A 25,019-nucleotide genomic window follows, 5' to 3' on the forward strand; every position below is an offset into this window, starting at 1 on the left:
GAGAGCCGGTTATCCACAGGGCGTCTGCGGGGCGGGAGTGGGATCGGGGAGGGTGGACGGATGGAGTGGTGGTGGGAGCGGCAACTCGCGGATGGTGGGCTGCACGCGCTGATCCACGACCAAGGCCGGATCGTCTCGCGAGCTCAGCTCCGGACAGCCGGCTGGCCGCGGCGCGGATCAGGCGGCCGTTGCGCAGCAGGCGATGGCAGACCGTCCATCCCGGTGTCTACGCGACACACACCGGGCCGATCGGGTACGACGAGAGGCTGCTGGCAGCGCTGCTGTACGCCGGACCCGACGCCGCGTGGAGCCATTACACCGCGGCGGAACAGCTCGGCCTGATCGCACCGGACCGCAATCGTCCGATTCACCTGACGATTCCGGAGCGGCGCCGGGTGGTGGCGCGGCCCGAGCTCGTCATTCACCGCGATGCGCACTGGGCCGACCGTCTCTCCCGGGTCGTCCCACCGCGGCGGACACCCGCGCACGCCGTACTGGATATCGTCGGCGTCACGCCGTCGCTGGAGCAGTCGGCGGCGCTGATCGCCGAGGCGTGCCAAAGCGGCCGAGTCAGTACGGTGGACATCCTGCAGGCCCTGGCCGATCGTCCGCGCCTGCGCCATCGCGGATCGCTGAGACCGATCATTGCCGATGTCGCCGCCGGCTCACACTCGCTGGTACTGCGCCGTACCCACCCGGGCCTGAACGCCACGCCCTGCGGCCCGTCCTGCCCAGTGCGCTGACCTTTTCGGAAGGTCATTGCCACCTGGCGACACCTTCTTTCCGAAAACCTGGAGACCTACGGGTGGCGGGTGGGGACACTTGGCGGGTGGAAGTCAAGAGGGTTGAGGCGTTGGTGAGTGTGGGGGCCCGGTATGTGGGGCGCTTGCCGGCGTTCGAGGTGGGGCCGGCATGGTGGTCGGAGGTCGAGGGGGTGACCCGTCGGCTCGAGCAGGTGCTGGGGGTGCGGACCGTCGTACTGCGGCTGGTGCATGCGGACGAGGACGTGATCGGTCGGGGCGGGCGGACCGTGTACCACGTGCAGGCGATGGGCGAACCCCGGTCCGGTGTGCTGGACGAGACGCCGTACGACGGCTGGGACGCGATCGTCGCGCCGCAGCCGCGGCGGGCAACGTGGGCCGAGGTGGACGGGCCGGAACGAATGGCCGAGTGGGCGCGGTCGATCATCGGACCGGGCGAGCCGGTCCAGGTGAAGACGTGGAACCTGTCGTGCCTGATGCGGTTCGACGGCGCGTGGGTCAAGGCGACGAGCCGGTTCGCCAGCGTGGACGCCGACATCATCGAGCAGGTCCAGCGGTACGACGAGACGCTCGCGCCGACCGTCCTCGGCCGGTCGATGGCGGACCGCTGGTCACTGCTCGCCCACGCCCCGGGAGTCGACTGCTGGGAACCCGATCCGGCCACCGTCGAGAACGTGGTCAGCCGGTGGGTCGCCGTACAGGCCCAACTCGCAGACGACCTCGACGGGTTGCGAGCGCCTCGAATGCTCCCGGATGGCCTGGCTGCTCAAGTCAGGCGTCTCCTCGACGTCGTCGAACTGCCCGCGACCGACCGCGTGGACGTCGAGGAACTGCTGACCCGACTGCCTGCGATGGTCGCCGACCTCCAGATCGCGGGACTGCCGATCACCTTGGTGCACGGCGACTTCCACCCCGGCAACTGGCGCTCGGACGGCACCGCGCGAGCGATCGTGGACTGGGCGGACACCTTCGTCGGACACCCGGCGACCGACATCTCGCGGCTGCTCGACTGGCTGCCGGAAGCCAAGCGGGCCGATGCGCTCGACGTGTGGACGACCACGTGGGTGAAGCACCGGCCCGACGCCGATCCCCCGCGCGCCCTCCGGCCGATGACGGTCCTCAACCATCTGATCTACGCCGTCATGTACCAGACCTTCCTCGACAACATCGAGCCCGACGAGCGCATCTACCATCGGGACGACCCGCGCATGGAGCTTCAGGCAGCCGTGCAGGCCTACAGAAATGAGCTGGCATGACCGTTCTGGTGACAGGTGCGACCGGCAACGCAGGCGGCGCGGTGGTGCAGTCCCTGGCGGCCGCGGGTCTGCCAGGACGCGCGCTGCTGCGCAAGGAAGCCGCCCTGCCTGCGGGGATCGCCCCGGTGTACGGCGATCTCAACCAGCCGGACACGTTCGTCGACGGGCTCGACGGTGTGACGGGCATCTTCCTGCTGAGCGGCTACGACCGGGTCGAGGAGTTGCTCGACAACGCCGTACGCGCGGGGGTCCGCAAGGTCGCGCTGTTGTCGAGCAGCTCACTGGACAGCGCGGACACCTCGAACGCCATCGCGGCCTACCATCACGCGGCCGAGGAAGCGGTGAAGGCATCCGGCCTCGAGTGGACCTTCCTCCGGCCCAACTCCTTCATGTCCAACACCCTGCGCTGGCTGGACCAGCTGCGCGCCGGCGACGTGGTCCGCGTGCAGTTCCCCGAGGTCCCGATCTCCACGATCCATCCCCTCGACATCGCCGACGTTGCGGTCCGCGCCTTCACCGAGGACCACGCCGGTGCGATCCACCGCCTGACCGGCCCGGTCGCCCTCACGCCACCTGAGCAGCTACAGATCCTTGGCGAGGCGCTCGGTCGTGCGCTGACGCCGTACCCGATGAGCCGGGCGGAGACGCATGACGAACTGCAGGCCTCCATGCCCGCGCCGTACGCCGATGCGATCGAGAGCTTCTTCGGGGACGGCATCATCGACGAAACCTCGGTGAACGACACCGTCGCGATGGTCACCGGCCACGAACCCCGCACCCTGCAGGAGTGGACCCACTCGAACGCGAGCCTCTTCGCCTAGGTCGTCAGCGTGCGGAGGTGGGCGATCATCGTGTCCACCGCGGTCCGCAGCGGCGCGGGGTCGCGGCGGACCTGACTGAGCAGCAGGCCGCCCTGTACGGCGGCGAGCATGGCGACCGCGAGATCGCCGGGGTCGGCGGCCTCGCTCAGCTCGCCCCGCTTCTGCATCCGGACCAGACCGTCGCGGATCAGTTCCTCCCACCGGGCGAAGGCGTTGGCCAGCTGCACGCGGGCGACCGGGTCGCTCTCGGCGAGGTCGCTGGCGAGGGAGCCGAGCGGGCAGCCGCCGGCGCACTGCGTCTCGGTCAGGATGCCGACCATCAGGTCACGCCACTGGCTGAGTGACCCGAGGGTGTCGAGCTCGTCGAGCCCCTGGTGCTGGACGTCCATCACCCGGCCGGTCTGGTACTCGATGACCGCGAACACCAGCGCGTTCTTCCCCGGGAAGTAGTGGTACAGCTGCGACGGGCTGACCCCGGCCGCGGCCTGGATGTCCTCGATCGTCGTCCGCGCGACCCCTTGCTCGAGCATGAGCTGGGACGCCGCCGCGACGATCCGGTCCCGGGTCGCCTGTCCCTTCTTCGTCAGTCCCACGGCACCCAGCCTAGCTTTTTGGAGTTGATACTCCAATTTCTCCGGCGAAGGATTGGAGCAATTACTCCAACTACCGAACAGGACTGCGATGACTCAGGACTTTGCCGGGCAGACTGCGTTGGTCACCGGCGGAAACAGCGGGATCGGGCGCGAGGTCGCGAATCAGCTCGCCCAGCGGGGTGCGCACGTGGTGATCAGCGGCCGGGACGTGGCCCGGGGCACCGCCGCGGTCGAGGCGATCCGGGGCGCGGGCGGGCGGGCCGACTTCGTGCAGGCGGACCTGGCCGATCTCGACAGCGTCCGGTCGCTGGCCAAGCAGGCGATCGCGCTGGGTCGCGGACGGGTCGACGTACTGATCAACAACGCGGGGTTGTTCCCGTTCGCGCCGACGGCCGAGGTCGCGGCCGCGGACTTCGACGAGGTGTACGCCGTCAACGTGCGCGCACCGTTCTACCTGGTCGCCGAGCTCGCGCCGCTGATGGCCGAGCACGGCCGCGGCTCGATCGTCAACCTGACCACGATGGTCGCGTCGTTCGGGATGGCCGGCGCGGCGCTGTACGGCTCCAGCAAGGCGGCGCTGCAGCTGCTGACCAAGGCGTGGGCGGCGGAGTTCGGGCCGGACGGCGTGCGCGTGAACGCGGTCAGCCCGGGGCCGACCCGAACGGAAGGGACCGCGGTGCTCGGCGACGGGCTGGGCGACCTGGCCGGCACCACCCCACTCAACCGCGTCGGCACTCCCTCCGAGATCGCCGCCGGAATCGTCTTCCTGGCCTCAGAAGAAGCCGCCCTCGTGCACGGCGCCACACTCCCGATCGACGGTGGCCGTCTCGCGGTCTAGTCGTCGACCTGAATGACGCAGAACTCGTTGCCTTCGGGGTCGCGGAGGACGATGAAGCCGTGCTCGTCGGGTCGCCGATCTCGGCCGGTCTGGCCTTCATGGCTTCCTCCAGAAACCCATGCGGGGTGCCGTGTGGTCGAAGGTGGCGGGCAAGGGACCGCGGGTGAGTTTGGCTCGGGTGTGCGGGTCCAGGTCGAGGTCGTAGTTGGAGGTGAGGTGGTGGGCTGCGGTGCTGGTGGTGAGGAGTACGACGTTCCTGCCCGGACAGACCGCCGGGCCTTCGCTGAACGGGATCAGCGGCCACGACCCGTCCGAGCGGCCGTCGAGCCAGACCTCGGGGACGAAGTCGTTCGCGAAGTCCAGCGCCTCGTCGTCGCGGTGGAAGACCGAGCTCACGATGGCGAACTCGGTCCCGGGCGGCGCCGTACCCGCATCCCAGAAGGTCTCGGTCCGGCCTTCGCGCAGTACGACGAGCGTCGTCGGCCACAAGCGCAGCGACTCCAGAACAGCGCCGCCGGCGTACGCCCGCAGCGGAGAGTCGTCCTTGGCGATCTGCTCGGCGACGTCGGGCCTCGTCGCGAGTACGGCGAGCAGTCGCCACAGCGCAATGCCCGCGGCGTCGAAGGCGAACAACCAGTGCGGCACCTGACCGGCCGGATCGAGCCCTCCCCCGGGCGCCACGGTCCGGCTGTCCCGCTTGATCGAGCTCAGCATCAGCGCATCGACGAGACTGCCGGGCGCGTCGTGCTCGACGTACTCGGCCAGCTTTCGATCGAGCCGCTGCCGCGCGTTCCGGTTGCGTGGATGCAGCGTCGCCCAGTTGGCGTTCGACCGCAGGACGTCGAGCAGGTCGGTGAGCTCGGTGTCGTCGCGGGCCTCGTCGCCGAGCACGATCCGGCGGACGATCCGCGACCAGACCGCCCGGAAGTCGGTCCAGCCGAACGTCCCTTCGAGCTGGAGCTCCTCGGTGATGGCGGCGGTCATCGACTCGGCGTGGCGATGGACCGGCTGGTGGGTGTCGAGCGCTTCCTCGTTCAGCTCGCGGCGCGGTGCCCGCAGCGGCGGGTCGGTGGCCAGGACGGCGTGCGGCTGGAAGTGGTTCAGCGCGCCGACCTTGTCACTGGTTGCCGCGGAGAACGGTTCGGGGGTCTCGTGCAGGATGCGGTGGACGTGGCCGGGGTCCAGGACGAGCGCGATGGTCCGGCCCGGAAGGCGGATCAGCAGCGGCCCCTCGCCGTACTTGTCCCGCAGCGCCCGCACCCGGCGGAGCGCGTGGTCGTCGGCGTGCAGGAGCTCGGCCGATCTGGAGGCCGCCGGGCGACGCAGGATCGCGCCTTGCGCAACCACCGGCAGCAGTACGTCGCGGATCGCCCGGGCGGCGTCCGGAAACGTCGCAGTGGGGAGCATGGCCGCCCTGTGCCCGAGCCGGCCGGTGACAAACTCAGGCGTTGGGGCCCAGGGCGGCGACGTACTCGGTGCCGGAGCAGGTGGTGCCGAGCCGCGGGAAGATCATCGACACCGCGAGCTCGTGGGCCCGGCCGTCCAGCCCGGTCATCGCGTCCGTGATGTAGACGGTGTCGTAGCCGAGGTCGTCCGCGGCCCGGCCGGTGGACTCGACGCCGAAGTTCGTCGCGATCCCGGCCAGCGCGACCGTCTCGATCCCGCGGGTCTGGAGCTCGTGGTCCAGCTCGGTCCGGCCGAACGCGCCGATCGTCCGCTTCACGATCTCCAGATCACCCGGCTCCGGCGCCGCGCCGGGCGCGAACCCGCTGCCCTCCGGCTGCACCTCGACCCCGGGCCGTTCCACCCGCACATTCACGACCAACCCGCCGACGGACCGTGTCGCCTTCGCGAGCGCCACGCATCGCTCAAGCACTTCCGGACCGCTCAGCGGCGCCGTCTCCAGCGCCACGATCCGCGGCATCAGGTCGATCAGAACCAGTGCGGTACTGCGGGGGTCAAGGCTGAGTGTGGTCACCCACCGAGACTATCGGCCAGGGTTTCGGCGAACGCGACGTCCCGCTCGGTTCCGGAGAACCCGAGCCGCCACCGGCCACCGTCGTACGAACCCGGTGGGAGTGGCCGTCCTCCCGGCTGCCAGAGCGGCTGCCAGGCGACCGAGCCGTTCGGCGGGTCGTACCAGTGGTTGTCCGCGGACCACGCTGAGCCCGGCCGGTACGCCGTCACGACACTGAGTCCGCCGCCGGTCGCCATCGACCACCGCGGCAGCCCTGGGACGTCGCCGTTCCGTCCGAAGCCGCCGGGGTCACCCTGGTCGGCCAGCGCCGAGTCGACGTTCAGCGCGACCTCCCAGACCGGAGCGTTGGTGTCGTCGTGCACCGTCCAGTCGAGCCTGGTGTCGAACGTGGTCGCGCCGAAGTCGAACGACCAGTCCGCCGTGACCGGCTCGTCCCCGAAGGAGATGCCGCGCAGTCTCAGCGACGATCTGCCGGCGTCCACGCGCGCCGCCGGACCGCTGAGGTCGGTCGCGCCGAAGTTCCCGACCGCAAGGTACGGCGCGGTCGAGCGGCCGCTCGAGTCCAGGACCGGACGGTAGTCACTGCGACCGTCCGGGTCGACCTGCAGACCGGTCAGCGCCGCGCGTGGACTCGTCTCGATCGTCGCCCGGTAGTTCGCCGTACTCACCACACGGCCCTTCGTCACCTGCACCTTGGCGAAATCGAGCGGCGCGACGAACAGACCTCCCTTCCCCCAGCCCGCTCCGGTGACGTACCAGTCGCTGCCGTCCTGGACGACCTCCGCCGCGTGCGCCGGGATCGTGCCGGCCAACTGATCCACCGTGAAGTGCAGCGGGTCCTTGCTCTTGTACACCTTGGTGACTTCGTAACCGCCGTCGCAGCAGACGAACAAGTACCAGTCACTGCCGCGCTGCACGACGTACGGCGACTCCGTCGGGCCACCGAACGTCCCCGTCACCGGGTGCTGGAACGCCGTCCGCCGCTCGCTCCAGTTCTTCAGGTCAGGACTGGTGCGGTAGGCAACGATGTGGTTGCCGCCGGCCGGGGTCGAGTTGGCCGTGTAGTACATCACCCACTGGTCGCCGACCTTGCGCACCATCGGGTCCCGGCCGTCGAACCCGTCGGTGAACAGCGGGTTCGCCGCGTCCCGGGTCCAGTGCACGAGATCGGTCGACGTCGCGAGGTGCATCCGGTACGCCGTGTGGTCCGGCGTGCCGGCGGCGTAGAACATGTAGTACGTCCCAGCGTCGTAGAGTACGTACGGCGCCCAGATGTGGCTCTCGCCCGCCGCCGGATCGGCGACCAGCGCAGGTGGTTGCTTGGTCCACGGACCGTTGGGTGTCGGCGCGGTGGCGTGCCCGAAGCTCTTTTCGTCGAGCGGGTTCGCCGGCTCGGCATGCGTGATCGCGAACACGTGCCAGACGCCGGTCTCACGGTTCTGCACCAGGGTGTGATCGTTGTAGTACCAGGGCCCGGTCTCGCCGACACTCGGGTCGTAGACCTTGGTGAACGGCCCGGCCGCAACCACCTTGTCGACTTCGACGTACGGCGTGATGCGCACCCGATCGGGAGACGCCGCGGCCTGCAGCGGCGTCGTGAGGAATGCCAAGCCGACAATTGTGGCAAGAACCTTGCGGATCATGAGTTGAGCACCAGGTCGAGGAAGTCGAGGCCGACCAGGTAGCCGGTCGCGGCCGGGTTCTTCCCGGTCAGCGTGATGGTGAGCTGATGGCTGCCTGCGGTGAGTTGCGCGGTCCCCAGATCCACTTGCTGCGTGCTCACTCCGGCCGCCACGTAGCCGTCGAACGTCACCTTGGCTCCCGCCACCTCGAGCTCCGCGATGCCGTAGTCGGCGGCCTTGGTGAGGACCGTCGACAGGTCGTAGGAGCCGGTGGTCGGGACGGTGAACCCGAGGACGACCTTGTCGCCGGCCTTGGTTCCGTGGATCCAGGCCTGGGTGCCGTTCGACCAGCTCACCCCGCAGCAGTTGCCTTGCGGATCCACCGGCACGGTCGAGGAAACCGGCGGCAGCATCGACTCACCCTCGACCCGCAGCGTGTTGCCGGTCGTCGCCTGGGCGACCGCCGACTTCGCGCCGGTGTGTCCGGCGAGATCGACCGCGGCGACCCGGTACGACCAGGTCTCGTGCAGCCCGAGATCCCGGTGCAGGAACCCGGGCAGCGGGCTCGTGCCGATCAGCTTCTCGGAGCCGCCGGCCTTTGTGCCATAGACCTTGTACTGCGCGACGCCGCTCTCGTCGACCGCGTCGGACCAGCGAACGTCGATCGCGTTGTTCGTCCGCCCGGCCGCAGTCACTGCGGCAACCGCGCCGGGTGCACGGTTGTCGCCGTACGGGAGGACCAGGGACTGGACGACGTACGACGATGCCGTCCAGCTCGGCCCGGTCGGGCGGAGCTCGATGTCGAGCTCGGTGCGACCGAAGGTGAGTACCGAAGGCAACTGGTAGTTGTCGTCCAGCCAACGCTGCCGATCGTTGCCGAGCGGCTGCAGCCAGGTGCCGGCGTCCTTGCCGTCGACGAACACCTTGGCCGATTGGCCGGAGGTGTTTTGGTCACTCGTCCTGCGTAACGTCACGCCGCGGTTGGCCGGGTCGATCGTCACGCTGAACTTGATCGGCTGGGTCGTCGACCGGACCTGGTCGGTCAGCACGATGTCGTCGTACTCACCTTCGTACACGGACGTCAGCTCAGTTTGTGTCGCGGTGTCGACGTACCCGTGCTGCTGCCGGCTCTGCGCCGAGCCGGTGTCGACCCGGTCGGTTTCGCGTGCGCCGAACTGCGCAGCCGTGTAGAGGAACGCCGTCGAGCCGTAGATCGCCGGGTGGTCGTCCTGCTGGCCATGCTCGATGCTGAAGTCGAGCTGGTTCTGGAACCCGATCGCGTCGGTGATGTGCAACCGCCAGGCGCCGTCGCACTCGTAGGTGCAGAACCCGGCCTTGACCTCGTGTGCGGAGTTGCCGTGGAACGGGGTCGAGTAGGTGCCGGCGTTGAAGTACCAGCCGGACTCGTAGTAGTCCTCGGTCCCGGTGCCGTGGATCGCCGGCGACCGCTCGCCGTCGACGTACACCCGCTCGTCACCCTCGAGGTAGCCGCGCGTGTTGCCGTCGGCAAGCAAACCTTCCATCGTCTGGGAGACGCCGACGAACTTCCCGCGCCCACTCACGTCCGCGAACGTCCAGTCGCTGCCCTGCGTGGTCTCGCCGCGGTGCGAGATCGCGGTGAAGTAGCCGGTCTTCCCGGTCAGCAGGTCGACCGCCTTGCGCGCGTCCCGCGCCGTCGTCGTCTCGGCCTGCCCGGTCAGGGGGTACGTCGACTTGTTGACCAGCATGATCGTGGCACGGGCGGCGTACGGCATCGGCCACCAGGACGAGTACCAGCCGTCGGGGTCCATCGCGAAGAACAGCGAGCGGACCGGGTTCTCGCCGAGACCGGAGCCGAAGAACTCCCCGATCGGGGCGTCGACGCGCTTCTTGCCGTCGATCGTCACCTGCACCCGGACACCGGCCAGCAGCGAGTCGGACGGCTCGACGCGGGCCGCATCCTCCTCGGTCGCGGCGTACGCCATCGAGTGCATGCCGCTCCAGTTCTGCTTGGTGATGACGTAGCCGTGCGCCTGCTCCTCCGCGAGGTGGTTCGGGCCGAGGTCGAGGGTGTCGGTGCGCTTCGCCGTACCGCCGACGATCGAGTCGGCCCAGTAGGTGAACTCGTTGAAGTCGAGGTCGGACGAGACGAACTCGTTGGTAATCGTGAGCTGCGACTTGCCGGCGGTCAGCGCGGCCGGGAGGTCGACGACCTGGTCGTGCCACTGCGCGCCCTCTGCCTTCAACGGCGCCCACTCGCCCGCCTCGACGCCGTCGACGAGCACCTTCGCCCGCTGGTTGCCGATCCGCAGGTCCATCCGGCGGATCAGCTGCACGCCGGTGTTGGCCGGGTCGACCTTGACCGTGAATTTGCTGCTGCCGGTGAAGGCGCGTCCGTCGTCGGCGAACGACTTCAGGTCGAGGCCGACGATCTCGGGCAGCTTGAGCCGCAGCGCGCTGAGCGCACCTGCTCCCTTCGTGTCGGCCAGCGTGATCTGCTTGCCGGGGGCAAGGTTCAGGCTCGTGGTCCGGGTCTGGCTGTTGGGCTGGGCCGGCTTGGGGTCCTTCGTGCCGGACGCCTTCAGCAGCGCGACGACGTCCTCGGCCTTGTCGGCCGGGTCGAAGGTGCGGATGCCGCTCGCGTCGGGGAACTCGCGGTAGCCGACGTGGTAGAAGTACGGGTTGCTCTGGGTGGTGATGCGCATCGAGCGCTGGTAGGGCATCGGCACCCGGACGTAGACGCCGCCGCTGGTCTCCTTCGCGTTCGCGACCAGCGGGAACACGAACGGCGCGCCCAGCTTGCCGTCAGCGAAGTCCTGCAGGGACGTGTGGATCACCTGCTTGCCGTCGAGCTCGATCGTGATCGTGCCGGTCTTGGTGACGTTGCCGTCGTCCCGGGTGAACCAGATCGTCCCGACCTCGCCCGGGCCTTCGTCCTCGGCGATCACGCAGCCCTGCGCGGTGGTCCGCACGCAGGAGTACTTGCCGTCGAAGCCGTCGTTGTTGGTTCCGTCGCGGCCGAAGCTGGAGAACTGCTTGGTCCGGACGCCGGTCTGGAGCTCGGGCAGGCGGTCGAGATTGCGGTACACGTCCCAGCCGACCGGGCCGTTCAGCGCCGCATGCTTGGCGGCTTGCTCGGCGGCTTCCTCGGCGGCTTCCTTGGCGGCTTCCTTGGCGGCTTCCTTGGCGGCTGACGCCGTACTCGGGGTGGTCAGAACAGGGAGGGCGAGCAGCGCGCTGAGGGCGAGCGCGGCGACACGACGGAGCATGTGGGCGGCCTTCCGACTTCGTGGGAAATCGATTTCTGAGATGTCTACCATCGCGATCGGGTGGTTGAGAAGACCTCGCGGGCAAATTGGCTGGCCGTCCCACGGGTCGGGCCCGCCGGATCGCGCCCTTGCCGCGCGCGACAGACTGGGTCCGACACCACACTGACCAGCGGGAGATTCGATGAGTTCTGCTCCAGCCCAGATCGCCGTCACCGGCCTCGCGGTGATGGGCCGCAACCTGGCCCGGAACCTGGCGCGCAACGGGTTCCGTGTCGCCGTCCACAACCGGTCGCAGAGCCGGACCGACGCCCTTGTCAAGGAGTTCGGCCACGAGGGCGAGTTCGTCCCCGCCGCCGACCTGCCCGCGCTGGTCGCGTCACTGGAGCAGCCGCGCAAGATCATCATCATGGTCAAGGCGGGCGAGCCGACCGACGCGGTCATCGACGAGCTGGTGCCGCTGCTGGACGAGGGCGACATCGTCGTCGACGCCGGCAACGCGCACTTCGCCGACACCCGGCGCCGGGAGACCGCGCTGCGCGAGAAGGGCCTGCACTTCGTCGGCAGCGGCGTGTCCGGCGGCGAGGAGGGCGCGCTGAACGGCCCGAGCATCATGCCCGGCGGCTCCCCGGAGTCGTACGCGGCGCTCGAGCCGATGCTGACCAAGATCTCCGCGCACGTGAACGGCGAGCCGTGCTGCGTGCACGTCGGGCCGGACGGCGCCGGTCACTTCGTCAAGATGCTGCACAACGGCATCGAGTACGCCGACATGCAGCTGATCGCGGAGGCGTACGACCTGCTCCGGCACGTCCTGGGTCTGTCGCCGGCCGAGCTGGCCGACGTGTTCCGGGAGTGGAACACCGGCGACCTCGAGTCGTTCCTGATCGAGATCACTGCCGAGGTGCTCAGCCAGACCGACCCGACCACGGGCGGCTCGTTCGTGGACGTCGTACTGGACCAGGCGGAGCAGAAAGGCACCGGTCGGTGGACCGTGCAGTCTGCGCTCGACCTGGGCATCCCCGTGAGCGGCATGGCCGAGGCCGTGTTCGCCCGGTCGCTGTCGGGCGACGTCGTACGGCGTACTGCTGCCGCCGGCGTGCTGCCGGGGCCGGCCGACACGAAGGCGGACGTGGACCGGGACGCGTTCATCGAGGACGTGCGGCACGCGCTGTACGCGTCGAAGCTGGTCGCCTACGCGCAGGGATTCGACGCGATCCGGGCGGCGAGCGAGCAGTACGGATGGGACATCGACCTGGGTGCGATGGCGACGATCTGGCGGGGCGGATGCATCATCCGGGCGCGCTTCCTGGACCGCATCAAGGAGGCGTACGACCGGAACGCCGACCTGCCGTCGCTGCTCGTCGACGACTACTTCAAGGACGCCGTCTCGAACGGTCAGGAGGCTTGGCGTCGAGTGGTCGCCACGGCTGCGACCGTCGGCGTACCGGCGCCTGGGTTCTCGGCCGCACTGTCGTACTACGACGGTCTGCGGGCGGAGCGGCTGCCGGCTGCGCTGATCCAGGGTCTGCGTGACCTGTTCGGCGCGCACACCTACCGGCGGACGGACCGCGAGGGGACCTTCCACCTCGAGTGGTCGGGCGACCGGTCGGAGACGCAAAGCTGAGGTTTGATGTGGTGTGGCGGATTGGCGCTGGGCTTCGAACGTATGTTCTAATAGACGCTCAGCGCCAGCCCGCTCACGGCGGGCGATGTTCAGAAGGAGATCGCCGCAACGATGACTGTAGACACTCTGGCAGTAGAAGCGCCGTCTGACGTCGCCGACACTCCCGACACCGCTGGCCCGGCTGCCGACCCGGCGCCGGCTTCCGAGGCTGTCGAGGCTGTCGTGGCCGCGGAGAAGCCGAAGAAGGCTCCGGCGAAGAAGGCGGCCGGCAAGAAGACCAAGACCCTCGAGCTGACGCTGACCGTCACCGGCACGGCCGACGGCGAGTGGCACGCCGAGCTCAAGCAGGGCACCACCTACCTGGCCCGCAACCTCGCCGTCGCGGCCGCCGCGGTCTCCCGCGCCGCCAAGGAACTGCACGAGGACCTCTCCACCCCCATCGACGAGGTCATCGAAGCCGCCCGCGAGCAGCAGGCCGCCAAGGTAGCCGCCCTCGAAGCCGAACTGGAAGCCGCCCGCAAAGCCCTCGCCGACCTCGACTGACCCACGCCGCGGCCTGTTCCACGGGTCTGCCTCAGCCAGGGGCTCGGCCTGTTCCACAACTGCTGTCGTTTGGTGCTTTCCACCCGGCACTGCGAGCTTCTCGTGCGCACCTCCCGCACGAGGGTGGAAAGCACCAAACGGCAGCTACCCGCACCCGCACCCGCACCCGCACACCACGCATGCGGCAGCGGCACCACGCCGTACCCGAAAAGACAATGTGACGAAGCCGCCGCGCCGGATTGCTGGGCGAGGGGGTGAGTGAAGCCTTACCGTGATTCCCTGGGCCGTCCCTGCGGGGCCCTGGCCACTCCGGATGAAGGGGTCAGATGAGCGCTTTTCAGGACATGGGATCGCTGCTGCTGGTGCGCGGCGCCGACGAGCTCGACCACGCGGGCGGCAGCCTGTACGTCCACCTCCACCGCGTCGCCAAGCGCCTGACCACCCTCGGCGCGTCCGACACCCTGGTGCTGGCCGGCCTCGCGCATGCGGCGTACGGAACCGATGGGTTCCCCACCCACCTGTTCGACTGGCAGCAGGAACGTCCCGTCCTGGAAGCCGTCATCGGCCCTGAGGCCGAGCTGATCGTCTACCGCTACGGCTCCTGCGAACGCGAGACCACCTGGCGCGACCTGGCCGAGCACCACACGGTCACCGACCGCTTCACCGGCACCTCCGAGGAGCTGTCCGGCGCCGACCTCCGCGACTTCGTCGACCTTACAATCGTCAACGAACTAGACGTCCTCGACCACGCCCCAGCCCTGGAACCCACTCTCCGCCCATTCCTCCAGGACCAAATCCCCCGCTGGCAATCCCTCGCCTCCCCCACCGTCCTAACCGAAGCCACCCGCCTCCTCCACCTCTGACCCCCACCCAACCTCAAACCGCGGGCGCCGCGGAGTGCCGCATGCGCCGCGGGCTACAGGTTGCCGCGGGTGCCGCAGGCCGCGAGGGGTGCCGCAGGCACCACGGACTGCGGGTGCCGCGGGGTGCCACAGGCGCGCGGGCTGCGCGGAGTGCCTGGCACCGCGGGCTACAGGATGCTGCGAGTGCCGCAGGCTGCGCGGGGTGCCGCAGGCGCCGCGGGCTGCGAGTGCCGCAGGCTGCGCGGGTGCCGCAGGCGCCGCGGGCTGCGAGTGCCGCGGGTGCCGCAGGCTGCGCGGAGTGCCACAGGCACCGCGGGCGGACTGCCTGCCGAGAGCTGCGCGGAGTACCGGGCACCACGGACTGCGCGGAGTGCCACAGGCACCGCGGACTGCCTGCCGAGAGCTGCGCGGGGTACCGCCGCCGGCACCGCGGACTGCGTGCCGCGGGCTGCGGGGAGTGCCGCAGGCGCCGCGGGCCATAGGGTGCCGCGGGCTGCGGGGTGCCGCAGGCTGCGGGGTGCCGCAGGCGCTGCGGGCTACAAGGTGCTGCGGGCTGCGGATGTTGCCGGGGATGGGGGGCGTGCGCTCGTGGTGGTGGGGTTGAACAGGATATTTGCTGTTCAGGGCCTCGGGTTCCCGTGGGCGGCCATCGGAGTTGGCGTGGTGGGGCAGTAGTTGGCCTGGGTGGGGGCAGGTAGTTGCCAGGGGCGTTGCTGGAAAACCGGTGGTGGGCGACGGATGATCGAGGCATGGCCCGGTATGAAGTGGTTGCGCGCGCGAAGACCGACCGACGACTGTCCGACACCGACTACATCACCCTTGCGCTGAAGTCGCACTCGCTCGACAAGGGCATGCGCTTCCAGCGGATCGAGGACCTGCCCGACGGGACGATCGCGGTCGTACTGCAGCACAAGCTGTCGCCCCGCAAGCACGACGCCGCCTGCACCATGGCGAACCGCAGTCTCGCCCAACTCGGCATCCCAGCCAGCCAGGTCCAGCAGATCGACCTCCTCCGCCTGTCCCGCAAAGGCCGAGTCCTCGTCCGCTCCTGGCACACCCCGCCGCCTCCCGGCGACGAGGCCGGCGACCGCGAACCCCGCCGCCCATCCCCCAACCCACCCCACCTCACGATCGCCCTCGACCTCCCCGACCGCTGACCCGCCGAGTTGTCAATCCAGGTCGGAATCTGAGGCCTTCGACGACCTTTATCGACAACTCGGCGCCCGAACCCACCCCGGACGTGCCGTGTAGGCCGACCCCCGTACGCCTCACGATTTCCGCGACCGCTGACCCCGCCGAGTCGTCAATCCAGGTCGGAAACTGAGACCTTCGACGACCTTTATCGCGACAACTCGGCGCCCGAACCCAGCCGTATCGGGAGCGCCCTGCGCGGGTGCGCCCCACCTCACGATCGACCTCCCCGACGGCTGACCCCGATCGAGTTGTCAATCCAGGTCGGAAACTGAGCCCTTCGACGACCCTTATCGACAACGCGGCGCCCGAACCCACCCCACCTCACCATCGCCCTCGACGTCCCCGACCGGTGAACCCGCCGAGTTGTCAATCCAGGTTGGAAACTGGGGCCTTCGACGACCCTTGTCGACAACTCGGCGCCCGGACCCCGCCCCACCTCACGATCGCCCTCGACCTCCCCGAGCGCTGAACCCGCCGAGTTGTCAATCCAGGTTGGAAACTGGGGCCTTCGACGACCGTTATCGACAACTCGGCGTCCGGAATCGGGGGGTGTGGATAAGCGGCGACGGGGGTTGGGGGGATTGGGGGATCGTTGTGGGGTGGAGGATCTCGAGGGAGGGCTGGTTAGTGCTGCGGGTGCGGGGGGTGTTGGGGTCTCTCGTGGGATGTTGCGGGGTCGGCGGTATCGGCGGGTGCTCGGGTCGGTGTACGTTGCTGCCGGCGTAGCGGTGAGCCTTCGGCTTAGGGCGGAGGCTGCGCTCTTGATCGCGCCGGGCGGCGTGCTGAGTCATCACACTGCGCTGGCGTTGTGGGGTGCGTCGGGGCCGGCTGACGAGCGGGTGCATGTCAGTGTTCGGCAGGACCCGACGCGTTCTGCGCCTCGGGTTCGCGGTCTGGTGGCGCACCAGGTGCGGGAGCTCGATCGATGGACGGTCAACGGCTTGCCGGTGACGTCGCCCGAGCGGACGTTCCTGGATCTCGCCGGCGGTAGCGATCTCACCTCGCTCGTCATCGCGGGCGACTCGCTGGTACGTCGTACGCCGGCAACTCCTGAGTCGTTGTCGGCATTGGCCGAGTCGACTGTCGGCGCGCGGGGAATCCGGCTGGCGCGGCAGGCGGCGAGACTCGTCCGGGCCGGAGTTGACTCTCCGATGGAGACCCACCTTCGACTGCTACTCGTACTCGCCGGACTGCCCGAGCCCACCGTCGGGCACGTCGTCCTCGACTCCGACGGCGGCTGGCTCGCGGCGCCCGACCTGGCATACCCGGAGCTCGAGATCGCCATCGAGTACGACGGCGCCCACCACCTCACCGATGCCGTGCAGTGGCAACGCGACATCCGCCGGCGGGAGAACCTCGAACGCGCCGGCTGGCTCGTCCGGGTGGTCACCGCCCGGGACCTCCTCGCCGCTCCCAACACCGTCATCGCCCGCATCACCACCGACCTCCGCGCCCGCCACCACCCCCACCGCGCGGCGTGACCTCAGAGCGAAAGCGGCCGCCCAGTTGTCAACATTGGCGCAAAATCACCGCGATTCCCAACCAAAATCGACAACTCGACGGCCAGCAGCCGGGTCGGAGGGGGTTAGGGGGTGAAGACTTCGAAGGGGGCGGCGTATTTGGTGCCTAGGCGGGTGCCGGTGGTTCGGGAGATGCCTTCGAGGAACTCGGTGGGGTCGAAGTCGTAGCCGAGGCCTTCGATGTAGGCCTTGTGGGCGCGGAGCGACTCGACGCCGACGTCGAAGGTGTCGGTGGTGTCGACGGCGTGCCGGCCGGTGGGTGAGCCGGAGGCCCAGACCTGGCGTACGCCGTTCCACTTCTCCCCCGCGTCCGGGAAGATCCACCGGTTGGCCGCGTCCCGGACCGCGTCCAGGGTGGCGCGGCCGGTGTTGATGTGGTCGGCCTGGTTCAGCAGTACGTCGCCGTCCCAGGTGTCGCGGAGGTTGTTGGTGATCACGATCTCCGGCTGGTGCCGCCGGATCACGGAGGTGATCAGGCGGCGGAGCGCGACGCCGTACTCGATCGTGCCGTCGGGCTGGCCGAGGAACTCGACCGCCGACACGCCGACGATCCGCGCCGACTCGATCTGCTCGGCCTCGCGCAGCGGGCCGCACTCGTCCGGCGCCACGCCGTCGATGCCGGCCTCACCGGAGGTCAGCATGCAGTACACGACCTCCTTGCCCTGCCTGGTCCATCGAGCGACCGCGGCGGCCGACCCGAACTCCAGGTCGTCCGGGTGCGCGACGATCGCCAGCGCCTTCTGCCAGTCCTCGGCTACTGCGTCCAGTTTCTCCACACCGGTCATGCCCGCAGGCTAGCCGAAGACCTGCCGGCTGTAAGGGTTCGAAAAGGCACGGTTGGGGTCCAAGCGGTCGCGTACGGCGAGGAAGTCGTCGAACCGTGGATACCGGGCACGCAGGTCGTCCGCGGTCAACGTGTGCAGCTTTCCCCAGTGCGGCCGGCCGTCGTACTCGGCGACGATCCGCTCGAAGGCGCGGAAGTACTCGGCGTGCTCGAGCCGGTGGTACTGGTGGATGGCGATGTAGGCGGTGTCGCGGCCGTGGGCGGTCGACAGCCAGATGTCGTCCGCCGCGGCCACCCGGATCTCGATCGGGAACGGGTAGTGCGTTCCCGAAGCGTCGATCCAGGCCCGGAGCCGGCGGATCACCTCGACCACGTGCTCCCGCGGTACGGCGTACTCCGACTCGCGGAAGACCACGTTGCGTTCGGAGCAGAACACCTTGTACGACGCGTCGACGTACTCCCGGGCCGACAGTGCGCGGGACGCGACCCGGTTGATCCGCGGCACCAGCCCGGGTCGGCGGGTCGCCAGCCGGTTGGTCAGCTCGAACACCTTGTTGGACAGCAGTTCGTCGTCGACCCAGCCGCGGATCCAGCTGACCGGGGAGGCGCCGACGCCGGCCGCGACCCGGTTGTTCCGCTTGGTGAGCGCGATGTCGGTGTGCGGGAACCAGTAGAACTCGAAGTGGTCGTTGCCGTCGGCAAGCTCATCGAAGCCGTCCAGCACTTCGGGCAGCGGCAGCGGCATCTCCTGTGCCCGCAGCAGGAACGCCGGCACGCACTGCAGGGTCAGCGAGGTGATCACGCCGAGCGCGCCGACCGAGATCCGGGCCGCGTCGAAGACGTCCGCGTTCTCCTCCGCGGAGCAGTGCAGGACCGACCCGTCGGCGGTGACCAGCTCGAGCCCGACCACCTGGGTGGCGAGGCCGCCGAGCCGTACGCCGGTGCCGTGCGTGCCGGTGGAGATCGCGCCGGAGATGGTCTGCTTGTCGATGTCGCCGAGGTTCGCCATCGCCAGGTCGAAGGCCGCCAGCCCGGCGTTCAGCTTGCGCAGGCCGGTGCCGGCGCCGACCGTGACGAGGCCGGACGCCTTGTCCGCATTGGTGATCGAGGACAGCCCGTCGAGCCGGATCATCACCTGCTCGGGCACCGAGCAGCCGGTGAACGAGTGGCCGGAACCGACTGCCTTGAGCTTCTTGCCCTGCTCGGCGGCGGCCTTGACCGCGGCCGCGAGCTCGTCGGCGGACGCTGGGCGGAGCAGCTCCACGCCGGTCGCCGACTCGGTGCCGGCCCAGTTCCGCCAGGTGCTCATCCGAAGTTCTTCCCCTCGCCCCGATACGTCGCGAGCGCGGTCAGCTCGTCACCGTCGATCGCGTGCACGACATCGAACCGCTCCAGCATCTCGCCCGCCTTCGCGTACCGCATCCACACCCGGTCCCCGAGCCGCAGCGTGTCGGCCGACTTCCCCTGGACCGGAGTCTGCACTTCGCCGGCGCCTTCGGTCCCGAGCAGCTTCAATCCGGCCGGCCAGGTCGGCAACGGCAGCCGCGACTTCTTCGCCGGACCGGACGCCACGTACCCGCCGCCGAAGAGCGTGGCGATCCGCGGCGCCGGCCGCCGTACGACGTCCAGCGCGAAGAAGACCGCGGGCGCCGGCTGGAAGACGTCGTACTTGTCGAAGAGGGTCGGGCCGTAGAGACCGGAGCCGGCGGTGACCTCGGTGACGACCGGATCAGCGCTGCTGACCTCGAGGCTGCCGGTGCCGCCGCTGTTCACGAGCCGCAGCGGGGCGAACTGCTTGAGGGCATCGACCACGGCGCCGCGACGGTCGGCCAGCTCGGCCGCCGAGCGGCGCTTCACCCAGCGGACGGCCGGCGACGTGTCCGGGAGGCCGGCGATCTGCGCCTCGTAGAACATCACTCCGACCAACTCGAAGGCGTCGTCGGCGACCACCTTGCGGGCGAGCCCGGCGACCTCGGCCGGCGTCCGGAGCGGGGAACGCCGGACCCCGAGATGCTGCCCGAGGACGCGCAGCGACGCGTCCACGTCGAGGCAGACCTGGATCCGGGCGCCGCCGGCGGTGACGGACTTGATGAACGCCAGGTGCTCGGGTGAGTCGATCATCAGCGTGATCCGCGCGGCCGCCTCGGGATCCTCGGCCAGCGAGCGCAGCGCGGTCCGGTGGGTGGTCGGGTAACCGAGCAGGATGTCGTCGACACCGTTGCCGGCCAGCCAGAGCGCCTCGGGCAGCGAGTAGCTCATCACGCCGTGGAACCCGGGCCGCTCCAGCGCGGCCGCGATCAGCGCGCGGCAGCGGACCGACTTCGAGGCGATCCGGATCGGTGTCCCCCCGGCGCGGCGGACCAGGTCGTCCGCATTCCGCCGGAACGCGGCCAGGTCGACCACCGCGTACGGCGCGTCGAGGTCCGCGGTGTGGCGGGCATACCGGTCGAAGTCACCCATAACGGGAGTGTAAGACAACAAATACTGAAAGGTAATAAAACTTCTGTTACGGGACATCGATGACAGCTTGCAGCGCCTGTACGACGTCGTGCGCCCAGTCGGACTGCTTGTCGGGCTCAGCGGACGCGGCGGCGAGCAGGGCGACCGTGGAGCCTTGCACCACGGACACATCGACGTACTGCTCCGCCTCGTCGCCCCCATAGCGCCGTACTCCGGCTGCTGCGCTGTCCTCCGACCACAGCTGCTTCACGCTGAGGTCGCCGCCGTCGCCGCAGGCTGCCATGCGCGCCTGGTAACCAGCGCGGTACGCCGTCGCCTTGTCAGCAGCCGTGAACCGCAGGAGGAGCGCTGTGCCGGGCTTGTCGTCCGCTGTGCGGTAGGCGCCTTGCAGTGCGTACTGCGGCACCGGCAACGACCCGGACGGCAGCTGACCGGCGCAGCCGACCGGCAACGCTTCATACGCAGCCTGGTGCGGCTCACGTCGACGGGTCCACGTGTCGTTGCCCAGGAAGCCGACCTCCGCACCGCCGGGGTCGACGTACGTCTTCCAGCCCGAGCCAAGCTTGTCGGGCGTCGGCAGGTTGCGTGCAGTGAGCGGTCCAGCGGTGGCCGGCGGCGGAGCCGTCGCCTCCTCCGGCAACTGAGGCGGTACGGCGGCATCCGTCGGCTTGACCGTGCTCAGCGTGTTGGTGGGCACGGGCACGGTCCCACCCACGGTCTCGGGGATGGACGGGGTTGGGGTGGGAGCAGCCTGCGGTGTCTCCTCGCCGCTGCACCCCACCAGCAGCACCGAGAGGACCGCCGCCGCGGCGACTGCCCTCACTTCGGCTGGAAGTGCTGGTAGTCGGGCTTGCTCCAGTACGCGCCCCAGAAGTAGCCCTGGTTGATCAGCGCCTTGGTCGCCGTACTGCTGGCGAAGAGCATGCCGGGACGGACGATGGAGCGGTTGCGGTAGGCGAGGCCGTTCGACGGGTACCAGACGCCGTTGGCGGCCAGGTACGGGTTCTCGACGGTGTTGATGTCGATGGCCCACCCGTACGAGTGCGGCGACAGGGCGTACGGGTTGCCGGTGACCCGGCGGCAGTTGAAGACCGACGTGTTGTCCGCCTCCATCGACTTGATGTCGCTGCCGCCGAACCGGTCCACCCGGCGCATCTGCCGGATCGGGAACTTCGAGGCGAACGTCGAGGTCCAGACCGTGATCATCTTCGACACGGCGGCGTCCCGGACGATCAGCTCACCGCGGTGCACCTTGCCGTCGAAACCCCAGTAGTTGAGCTGGATCAGCCGCAGCGACGACGGCCCGACAGGACAGCCGGACCGGTACGTGTACGGCACCATCGAGGCCGAGACGGCGTACACCTTGGGGTTCAGCGCTGCCTTGACCACGATCGTGGCCAGGCCGGAGTACTCCATCTGTGGCTGCGTCACCCAGCGCGTGACCACACGGACGGTCCGGGTCGCCGGCACGTCGTCCGGCACCCGCAGCCGGAATCTGCCGTAGCTGTCCATCTTCCCGATCGCGAGCAGCCGCCACCTGCCGCTGCCGAGGTAGTCCTGCAGCGCGAGCTCCTTGCCCGGCTCGGCCGGGGTCATCCGGCCGGTGACCGAGGCGCCGGTCAGCGTCGCGTACCACGGCGCCGGGGTGTTGAGGACGATCTTGCGGTCCTGGATGTTGGAGGACTGGTACGGCGAGATCGCCAGCGCGGTCTCGGCCTTGACGCCGATCATGGTCCGGAACGCCCACGTGCCCGGCGTGGCCGAGGTGTAGCTGAACCTGTAGACGCCGCCGGTCGTGGTCCGGGTGGACGCGCGCAGCACCCAGGCGCCGGGGACCCGCTGCCACAGGGTGATGTACGACCCGGTGATCGGCTGGTTGATCCTGCCTGTGAAGACCGTCGGCCGGTCCTCCCAGGACGCGGCGATCGGGTCCAGCGTGATCTCCCACTCCGCGGCCGCCGCCGTCCGCGTCGGCGTGGGCGTCGGAGTTGGCGTCGGCGTCGGCGTCTCGGTTGGGGTCGCAGTTGGAGTTGGAGTGGGCGTCGGCGTGGGCTCCTCGACGGCCGCCGACGACGGCGTTTCCGACGGCGTCGGCTCGTCGTCCGCCGAAGCACTGGGCGCGTGCAAGCCTGCCGCAAGCAGCACCGCCGCCAAACCCACCCCAAGAACCCGCCACGTCATGTGATCGCCCCTCTCCCCTCACCGCAACTTACCCACTAAAGATGCGGTCGAAGAGGAAGACGTCACACAGGACGTGGAAGTTCTGTTATTCCTGCAGTCTTTTCACCGCGGCGTCGATACGCTCGTCGGTGCCGGTCAGCGCCACGCGGACGTGCCGCTCCCCCGCCGTACCGTAGAAGGCTCCCGGGGCGACCAGGATGCCGCGGTCCGCGAGCGCGCCGACCGAGCCGTAGGAGTCGTGGTCCGGGTGCTCGGCCCACAGGTACAGGCCGCCGTTGGACAGGGTGATGACCCAGCCGGCGTCGGTCAGGGCATCGCGCAGTACGGCGCGGCGCCGCAGGTACCGCTCCCGCTGCTTGTCGACGTGGGCGTCGTCCGCGAAGCCGGCCGCCATCGCCGCCTGGATCGGCGACGGCACCATCAGGCCGGCGTGCTTGCGCACGGCAAGAAGCTCCGCGACGACCGTCTCGTCACCGGCCACGAAACCGCCCCGGTAGCCGGCGAGGTTCGACCGCTTCGACAGCGAGTGCACCGCCAGCAGGTTGTCGAAGCTGCCGCCGCACACGTCCGGGTGCAGCACCGACACCGGCCGCGCATCCCACCCGAACTCGGCGTAGCACTCGTCGCTCACCAGCAGCACGTCGTTCGCCCGTGCCCACTCGACGGCGTGGCGCAGGTCCTCGGGCGAGGTGATCTCACCCGACGGGTTCCGCGGGGAGTTGAGGTAGGCGACCCGCACCGGCCCGTCGTACGTCGTGGGGTCGGCGATCGGAACGCTGGTGGCCCGAGCCAACGCGGCACCGGCCTCGTACGTCGGGTAGGCGAGGTCCGGGATGAGCACGGTGTCGCCGGCGCCGATCCCCAGCAGCGTCGGCAGCAGCATGATCAGCTCCTTGGTGCCGATCACCGGCAGCACGCCGGTCTGCGGGTCCACGCCGGGCACCTCGAGACGCCGGGCCATCCAGTCCACGGCCGCCTGCCGCACGGTCGACGTACCGATCGTGGTCGGGTACGCCGGTGCGTCGGCTGCGTCCGCGAGCGCCTGCTGGATCAGGTCCGGCACCGGGTCGACCGGGCTGCCGATGGACAGGTCCACGATCCCGTCGGGATGGGCGGCCGCCTTCTGCTTGTACGGCGCGAGCTTGTCCCACGGAAAGTCCGGCAACCGGCTGGAGGTCTCGAAGATCACCCCAGCATTCTCTCCTGCCGGCCGGATCGCCGGTCGCCCGGCGCTCGCTCCGCGAGAAACTCGACCGCCTTCTTCACCAGGTCGGGGTCGCGCAGGATGCGCCGGTGCCCCAGCCCGTCGCTCGTCTCCAGGCGAGCGCCCGGCCAGTCGCCGGTGACGTCGACACTGCCCTGGTACGGCGTTTCCGGGTCGGAGCGATCGTGGACGAGCAAGAGCAGCGGCAGCGCGCGGCGCTCGGCGATGGCCGGGATGACCGCGTTCAGATGGAACGAGTCCATCGGGCCGAAGCGCGCCTCGAAACGCCGGAGGAACCCGGCCCGGATCCGCGCTCCGAAGCCGAGGGCCGCCTGCAACTGGTCGAGCCAGTCCGTGAAGTCCGTCGCCGTGGCGATGAAGACCACGCGGTCGACGTCGAGCCCGTCGCGCATCGCCAACGCGGTCGCGGGTGCACCCAGCGAGTGCGCGATCACGCCGTACGCCGGACCTTGTGCGGCGACCACCGTCTTCAGCGAGTCGGCGAGTTCGAGGAGGGTGGACGCGTTCTTACCTTCGCGGCCCGGAGCCGAGTCGCCGTGGCTCCAGGCGTCGTACGTGACCACTCGGAAGCCCGCGTCGACCAGCGGCTTGATGTGGGCGCCGAGCTGCAACCCCCAGCCACCCCACCCGTGCACGAGGTAGACGGTCGGCCCCGCGCCGTACGACCGGCCGCGGATCCCGTCGACGTCGAACGGGGTCGCGGCCGGCAGCTCACCGCGCGGCCGCCGAGCTTTCTCCGGTACGGCGGGGACCCGGAACCACAGCCGGTTGAGCACCCCCGCACCGACGCCCGGCGCGACCCGCTCGAGCAGGCTGAATCCGAATCTAAAGAACCGAACGTTCGTGCTTTTCTTTGCTGCCATGTCGACTACTCCAGATCATCAGGTCAGGGTCAGAGGCGAGCCGCCCGGACGAGCGCCTCGAAGGCGGTACGTGCTCGGTCCTCGGCCTTGGGGTCGGCCAGCAGCCGGCTGGCGTGGTGGTACGAGAGCAGGACGCCGCGGATGTCGAAGGCGTACTGCTCGGGATCGGCGTCGGGGCGGAAGTGGCCCTCGCTGATGCCGGTCCGGAACACGTTGGCGAGCAGGTCGCCGTAGTCGCGCTCGGCGCTCACGACCCGGTCGCGGACCGGGCTCGGCGGCGCGTCGTCGAGCTCGGCGGAGACGCTGGCGAAGAAACATCCACCGGGCAGGGCGAGATCGCCGTTGTCCCAGCGGAGCTTGCGGTCGAAGAGCTCACGCAGGCGCGGCTCACCGCGGGGCGCCTGGAGCGCAGGGCGGACGACGCGCTCGGCGAACAGCTCGGCCGCACGCTCGACCACCGCGACCTGGAGCTGCTCCTTGGAGCGGAAGTGCGCGAACAGGCCGCTCTTCGACAGCTGCATGCGGTCGGCCAGCAGGCCGATGGTGAGACCGCTCAGGCCGGCCGCGCTGACCACCCGCGCGGCCTCGTCCAGCACGGCAGCCCGTGTCTGTTCGCCCTTGCTCACAGCAAAATAAAAGCACGACCGT

The 25,019-nt window shown here is 69.6% G+C and carries 22 protein-coding genes; 9 read left to right on the forward strand and 13 right to left on the reverse strand.

Annotation, left to right across the window (positions count from 1 at the left end):
• The first annotated feature begins 188 nt into the window (after positions 1 to 188).
• The 3 genes from ACIBGM_RS07930 to ACIBGM_RS07940 all read left to right on the forward strand — a co-directional run bounded on the left by ACIBGM_RS07930 (position 189) and on the right by ACIBGM_RS07940 (position 2,838).
• Positions 189 to 743 (forward strand): hypothetical protein, encoded by a 555-nt coding sequence (locus ACIBGM_RS07930; RefSeq protein ID WP_396384861.1) that lies wholly within the window; start codon positions 189 to 191, stop codon positions 741 to 743.
• 86 nt (positions 744 to 829) lie between these two features.
• On the forward strand, positions 830 to 2,017 hold the full coding sequence (locus ACIBGM_RS07935; protein WP_396384862.1) for a phosphotransferase family protein: 1,188 nt from the start codon (positions 830 to 832) through the stop codon (positions 2,015 to 2,017).
• Complete coding sequence (locus ACIBGM_RS07940) at positions 2,014 to 2,838, forward strand: NAD(P)H-binding protein (RefSeq protein ID WP_396384863.1); 825 nt, start codon at positions 2,014 to 2,016, stop codon at positions 2,836 to 2,838. Before ACIBGM_RS07935 ends, ACIBGM_RS07940 begins: the two co-directional genes overlap by 4 nt.
• Here ACIBGM_RS07940 and ACIBGM_RS07945 read toward each other — a convergent pair.
• A complete protein-coding gene (locus ACIBGM_RS07945) occupies positions 2,835 to 3,431 on the reverse strand; it encodes a TetR/AcrR family transcriptional regulator (protein ID WP_396384864.1) in 597 nt (198 codons plus the stop codon). The genes ACIBGM_RS07940 and ACIBGM_RS07945 overlap by 4 nt on opposite strands.
• 88 nt (positions 3,432 to 3,519) lie before the next feature.
• On the opposite strand from ACIBGM_RS07945, the gene ACIBGM_RS07950 reads away from it, so the two are divergent.
• Positions 3,520 to 4,269, forward strand: a complete 750-nt coding sequence (locus tag ACIBGM_RS07950) for an SDR family oxidoreductase (protein ID WP_360524902.1) — start codon at positions 3,520 to 3,522, stop codon at positions 4,267 to 4,269.
• A 96-nt stretch (positions 4,270 to 4,365) separates the two neighbouring features.
• Here ACIBGM_RS07950 and ACIBGM_RS07955 read toward each other — a convergent pair whose 3' ends face one another.
• The 4 genes from ACIBGM_RS07955 to ACIBGM_RS07970 are packed head-to-tail and all read right to left on the reverse strand — an operon-like array spanning position 4,366 to position 11,117.
• Positions 4,366 to 5,676, reverse strand: coding sequence for a cytochrome P450 (locus ACIBGM_RS07955; protein ID WP_360524899.1), 1,311 nt, complete (start codon positions 5,674 to 5,676; stop codon positions 4,366 to 4,368).
• 34 nt (positions 5,677 to 5,710) lie between these two features.
• A complete protein-coding gene (locus tag ACIBGM_RS07960) occupies positions 5,711 to 6,247 on the reverse strand; it encodes an isochorismatase family protein (protein ID WP_360524896.1) in 537 nt (178 codons plus the stop codon).
• A complete protein-coding gene (locus ACIBGM_RS07965) occupies positions 6,244 to 7,857 on the reverse strand; it encodes a family 43 glycosylhydrolase (protein WP_396384865.1) in 1,614 nt (537 codons plus the stop codon). Before ACIBGM_RS07965 ends, ACIBGM_RS07960 begins: the two co-directional genes overlap by 4 nt.
• Before the next feature lie 29 nt (positions 7,858 to 7,886).
• Positions 7,887 to 11,117 carry a DUF2961 domain-containing protein gene (locus tag ACIBGM_RS07970; RefSeq protein WP_396384866.1) on the reverse strand — a complete coding sequence of 1,077 codons (3,231 nt, stop codon included), beginning with the start codon at positions 11,115 to 11,117 and terminating at the stop codon, positions 7,887 to 7,889.
• A gap of 181 nt (positions 11,118 to 11,298) precedes the next feature.
• Here ACIBGM_RS07970 and gndA point away from each other — a divergent pair, with 181 nt between their 5' ends.
• The 5 genes from gndA to ACIBGM_RS07995 all read left to right on the forward strand — a co-directional run bounded on the left by gndA (position 11,299) and on the right by ACIBGM_RS07995 (position 16,819).
• The gene (gene gndA, locus ACIBGM_RS07975; RefSeq protein ID WP_360524887.1) at positions 11,299 to 12,738 is read left to right on the forward strand and encodes an NADP-dependent phosphogluconate dehydrogenase; all 1,440 of its coding nucleotides are present in this window, start codon (positions 11,299 to 11,301) and stop codon (positions 12,736 to 12,738) included.
• 111 nt (positions 12,739 to 12,849) lie between these two features.
• Complete coding sequence (locus ACIBGM_RS07980; RefSeq protein ID WP_396384867.1) at positions 12,850 to 13,281, forward strand: DUF6319 family protein; 432 nt, start codon at positions 12,850 to 12,852, stop codon at positions 13,279 to 13,281.
• Between the two features lie 326 nt (positions 13,282 to 13,607).
• A complete protein-coding gene (locus ACIBGM_RS07985) occupies positions 13,608 to 14,144 on the forward strand; it encodes a DUF6817 domain-containing protein (RefSeq protein ID WP_360529093.1) in 537 nt (178 codons plus the stop codon).
• A gap of 749 nt (positions 14,145 to 14,893) precedes the next feature.
• Positions 14,894 to 15,301, forward strand: coding sequence for a hypothetical protein (locus ACIBGM_RS07990; protein WP_396384868.1), 408 nt, complete (start codon positions 14,894 to 14,896; stop codon positions 15,299 to 15,301).
• 702 nt (positions 15,302 to 16,003) lie between these two features.
• Positions 16,004 to 16,819, forward strand: a complete 816-nt coding sequence (locus ACIBGM_RS07995; protein ID WP_360529087.1) for a hypothetical protein — start codon at positions 16,004 to 16,006, stop codon at positions 16,817 to 16,819.
• Positions 16,820 to 16,923: 104 nt separating this feature from the next.
• Here ACIBGM_RS07995 and ACIBGM_RS08000 read toward each other — a convergent pair whose 3' ends face one another.
• The 8 genes from ACIBGM_RS08000 to ACIBGM_RS08035 all read right to left on the reverse strand — a co-directional run bounded on the left by ACIBGM_RS08000 (position 16,924) and on the right by ACIBGM_RS08035 (position 24,997).
• Positions 16,924 to 17,643 (reverse strand): PIG-L deacetylase family protein, encoded by a 720-nt coding sequence (locus tag ACIBGM_RS08000; RefSeq protein ID WP_360529084.1) that lies wholly within the window; start codon positions 17,641 to 17,643, stop codon positions 16,924 to 16,926.
• A 9-nt stretch (positions 17,644 to 17,652) separates the two neighbouring features.
• Positions 17,653 to 18,951 (reverse strand): D-arabinono-1,4-lactone oxidase, encoded by a 1,299-nt coding sequence (locus tag ACIBGM_RS08005; protein ID WP_360529081.1) that lies wholly within the window; start codon positions 18,949 to 18,951, stop codon positions 17,653 to 17,655.
• A complete protein-coding gene (locus ACIBGM_RS08010) occupies positions 18,948 to 20,102 on the reverse strand; it encodes an amino acid deaminase/aldolase (protein ID WP_360529078.1) in 1,155 nt (384 codons plus the stop codon). The genes ACIBGM_RS08005 and ACIBGM_RS08010 overlap by 4 nt, the downstream gene beginning before the upstream one ends.
• A gap of 46 nt (positions 20,103 to 20,148) precedes the next feature.
• A complete protein-coding gene (locus tag ACIBGM_RS08015; protein ID WP_360529075.1) occupies positions 20,149 to 20,925 on the reverse strand; it encodes a hypothetical protein in 777 nt (258 codons plus the stop codon).
• Positions 20,922 to 22,283, reverse strand: a complete 1,362-nt coding sequence (locus ACIBGM_RS08020; RefSeq protein WP_396384869.1) for a M15 family metallopeptidase — start codon at positions 22,281 to 22,283, stop codon at positions 20,922 to 20,924. The genes ACIBGM_RS08015 and ACIBGM_RS08020 overlap by 4 nt, the downstream gene beginning before the upstream one ends.
• A gap of 85 nt (positions 22,284 to 22,368) precedes the next feature.
• Positions 22,369 to 23,469, reverse strand: coding sequence for a succinyldiaminopimelate transaminase (dapC, locus tag ACIBGM_RS08025; RefSeq protein WP_360529102.1), 1,101 nt, complete (start codon positions 23,467 to 23,469; stop codon positions 22,369 to 22,371).
• Entirely contained in the window at positions 23,469 to 24,371 is a 903-nt protein-coding gene (locus ACIBGM_RS08030) for an alpha/beta fold hydrolase (RefSeq protein ID WP_396384870.1), read from the reverse strand. The genes dapC and ACIBGM_RS08030 overlap by 1 nt, the downstream gene beginning before the upstream one ends.
• Before the next feature lie 29 nt (positions 24,372 to 24,400).
• A complete protein-coding gene (locus ACIBGM_RS08035) occupies positions 24,401 to 24,997 on the reverse strand; it encodes a TetR/AcrR family transcriptional regulator (RefSeq protein ID WP_360529066.1) in 597 nt (198 codons plus the stop codon).
• Between the last annotated feature and the right edge of the window lie 22 nt (positions 24,998 to 25,019).

The sequence above is a fragment of the Kribbella sp. NPDC050470 genome (assembly GCF_044458365.1).
In the GTDB taxonomy this organism is placed as follows: domain Bacteria; phylum Actinomycetota; class Actinomycetes; order Propionibacteriales; family Kribbellaceae; genus Kribbella.

Excerpts from the sequence above, each read along its gene's own strand:
- ACIBGM_RS08000 (WP_360529084.1), bottom strand. The coding sequence starts at position 17,643 with ATGACCGGTGTGGAGAAACTGGACGCAGTAGCCGAGGACTGGCAGAAG.
- ACIBGM_RS07970 (WP_396384866.1), bottom strand. The coding sequence starts at position 11,117 with ATGCTCCGTCGTGTCGCCGCGCTCGCCCTCAGCGCGCTGCTCGCCCTC.
- ACIBGM_RS07990 (WP_396384868.1), top strand. The coding sequence starts at position 14,894 with ATGGCCCGGTATGAAGTGGTTGCGCGCGCGAAGACCGACCGACGACTG.
- ACIBGM_RS07950 (WP_360524902.1), top strand. The coding sequence starts at position 3,520 with ATGACTCAGGACTTTGCCGGGCAGACTGCGTTGGTCACCGGCGGAAAC.
- ACIBGM_RS07980 (WP_396384867.1), top strand. The coding sequence starts at position 12,850 with ATGACTGTAGACACTCTGGCAGTAGAAGCGCCGTCTGACGTCGCCGAC.
- ACIBGM_RS07985 (WP_360529093.1), top strand. The coding sequence starts at position 13,608 with ATGAGCGCTTTTCAGGACATGGGATCGCTGCTGCTGGTGCGCGGCGCC.
- ACIBGM_RS07940 (WP_396384863.1), top strand. The coding sequence starts at position 2,014 with ATGACCGTTCTGGTGACAGGTGCGACCGGCAACGCAGGCGGCGCGGTG.
- gndA (WP_360524887.1), top strand. The coding sequence starts at position 11,299 with ATGAGTTCTGCTCCAGCCCAGATCGCCGTCACCGGCCTCGCGGTGATG.
- ACIBGM_RS08005 (WP_360529081.1), bottom strand. The coding sequence starts at position 18,951 with ATGAGCACCTGGCGGAACTGGGCCGGCACCGAGTCGGCGACCGGCGTG.
- ACIBGM_RS07995 (WP_360529087.1), top strand. The coding sequence starts at position 16,004 with ATGTTGCGGGGTCGGCGGTATCGGCGGGTGCTCGGGTCGGTGTACGTT.
- ACIBGM_RS08010 (WP_360529078.1), bottom strand. The coding sequence starts at position 20,102 with ATGGGTGACTTCGACCGGTATGCCCGCCACACCGCGGACCTCGACGCG.
- ACIBGM_RS08030 (WP_396384870.1), bottom strand. The coding sequence starts at position 24,371 with ATGGCAGCAAAGAAAAGCACGAACGTTCGGTTCTTTAGATTCGGATTC.
- ACIBGM_RS07955 (WP_360524899.1), bottom strand. The coding sequence starts at position 5,676 with ATGCTCCCCACTGCGACGTTTCCGGACGCCGCCCGGGCGATCCGCGAC.
- ACIBGM_RS08020 (WP_396384869.1), bottom strand. The coding sequence starts at position 22,283 with ATGACGTGGCGGGTTCTTGGGGTGGGTTTGGCGGCGGTGCTGCTTGCG.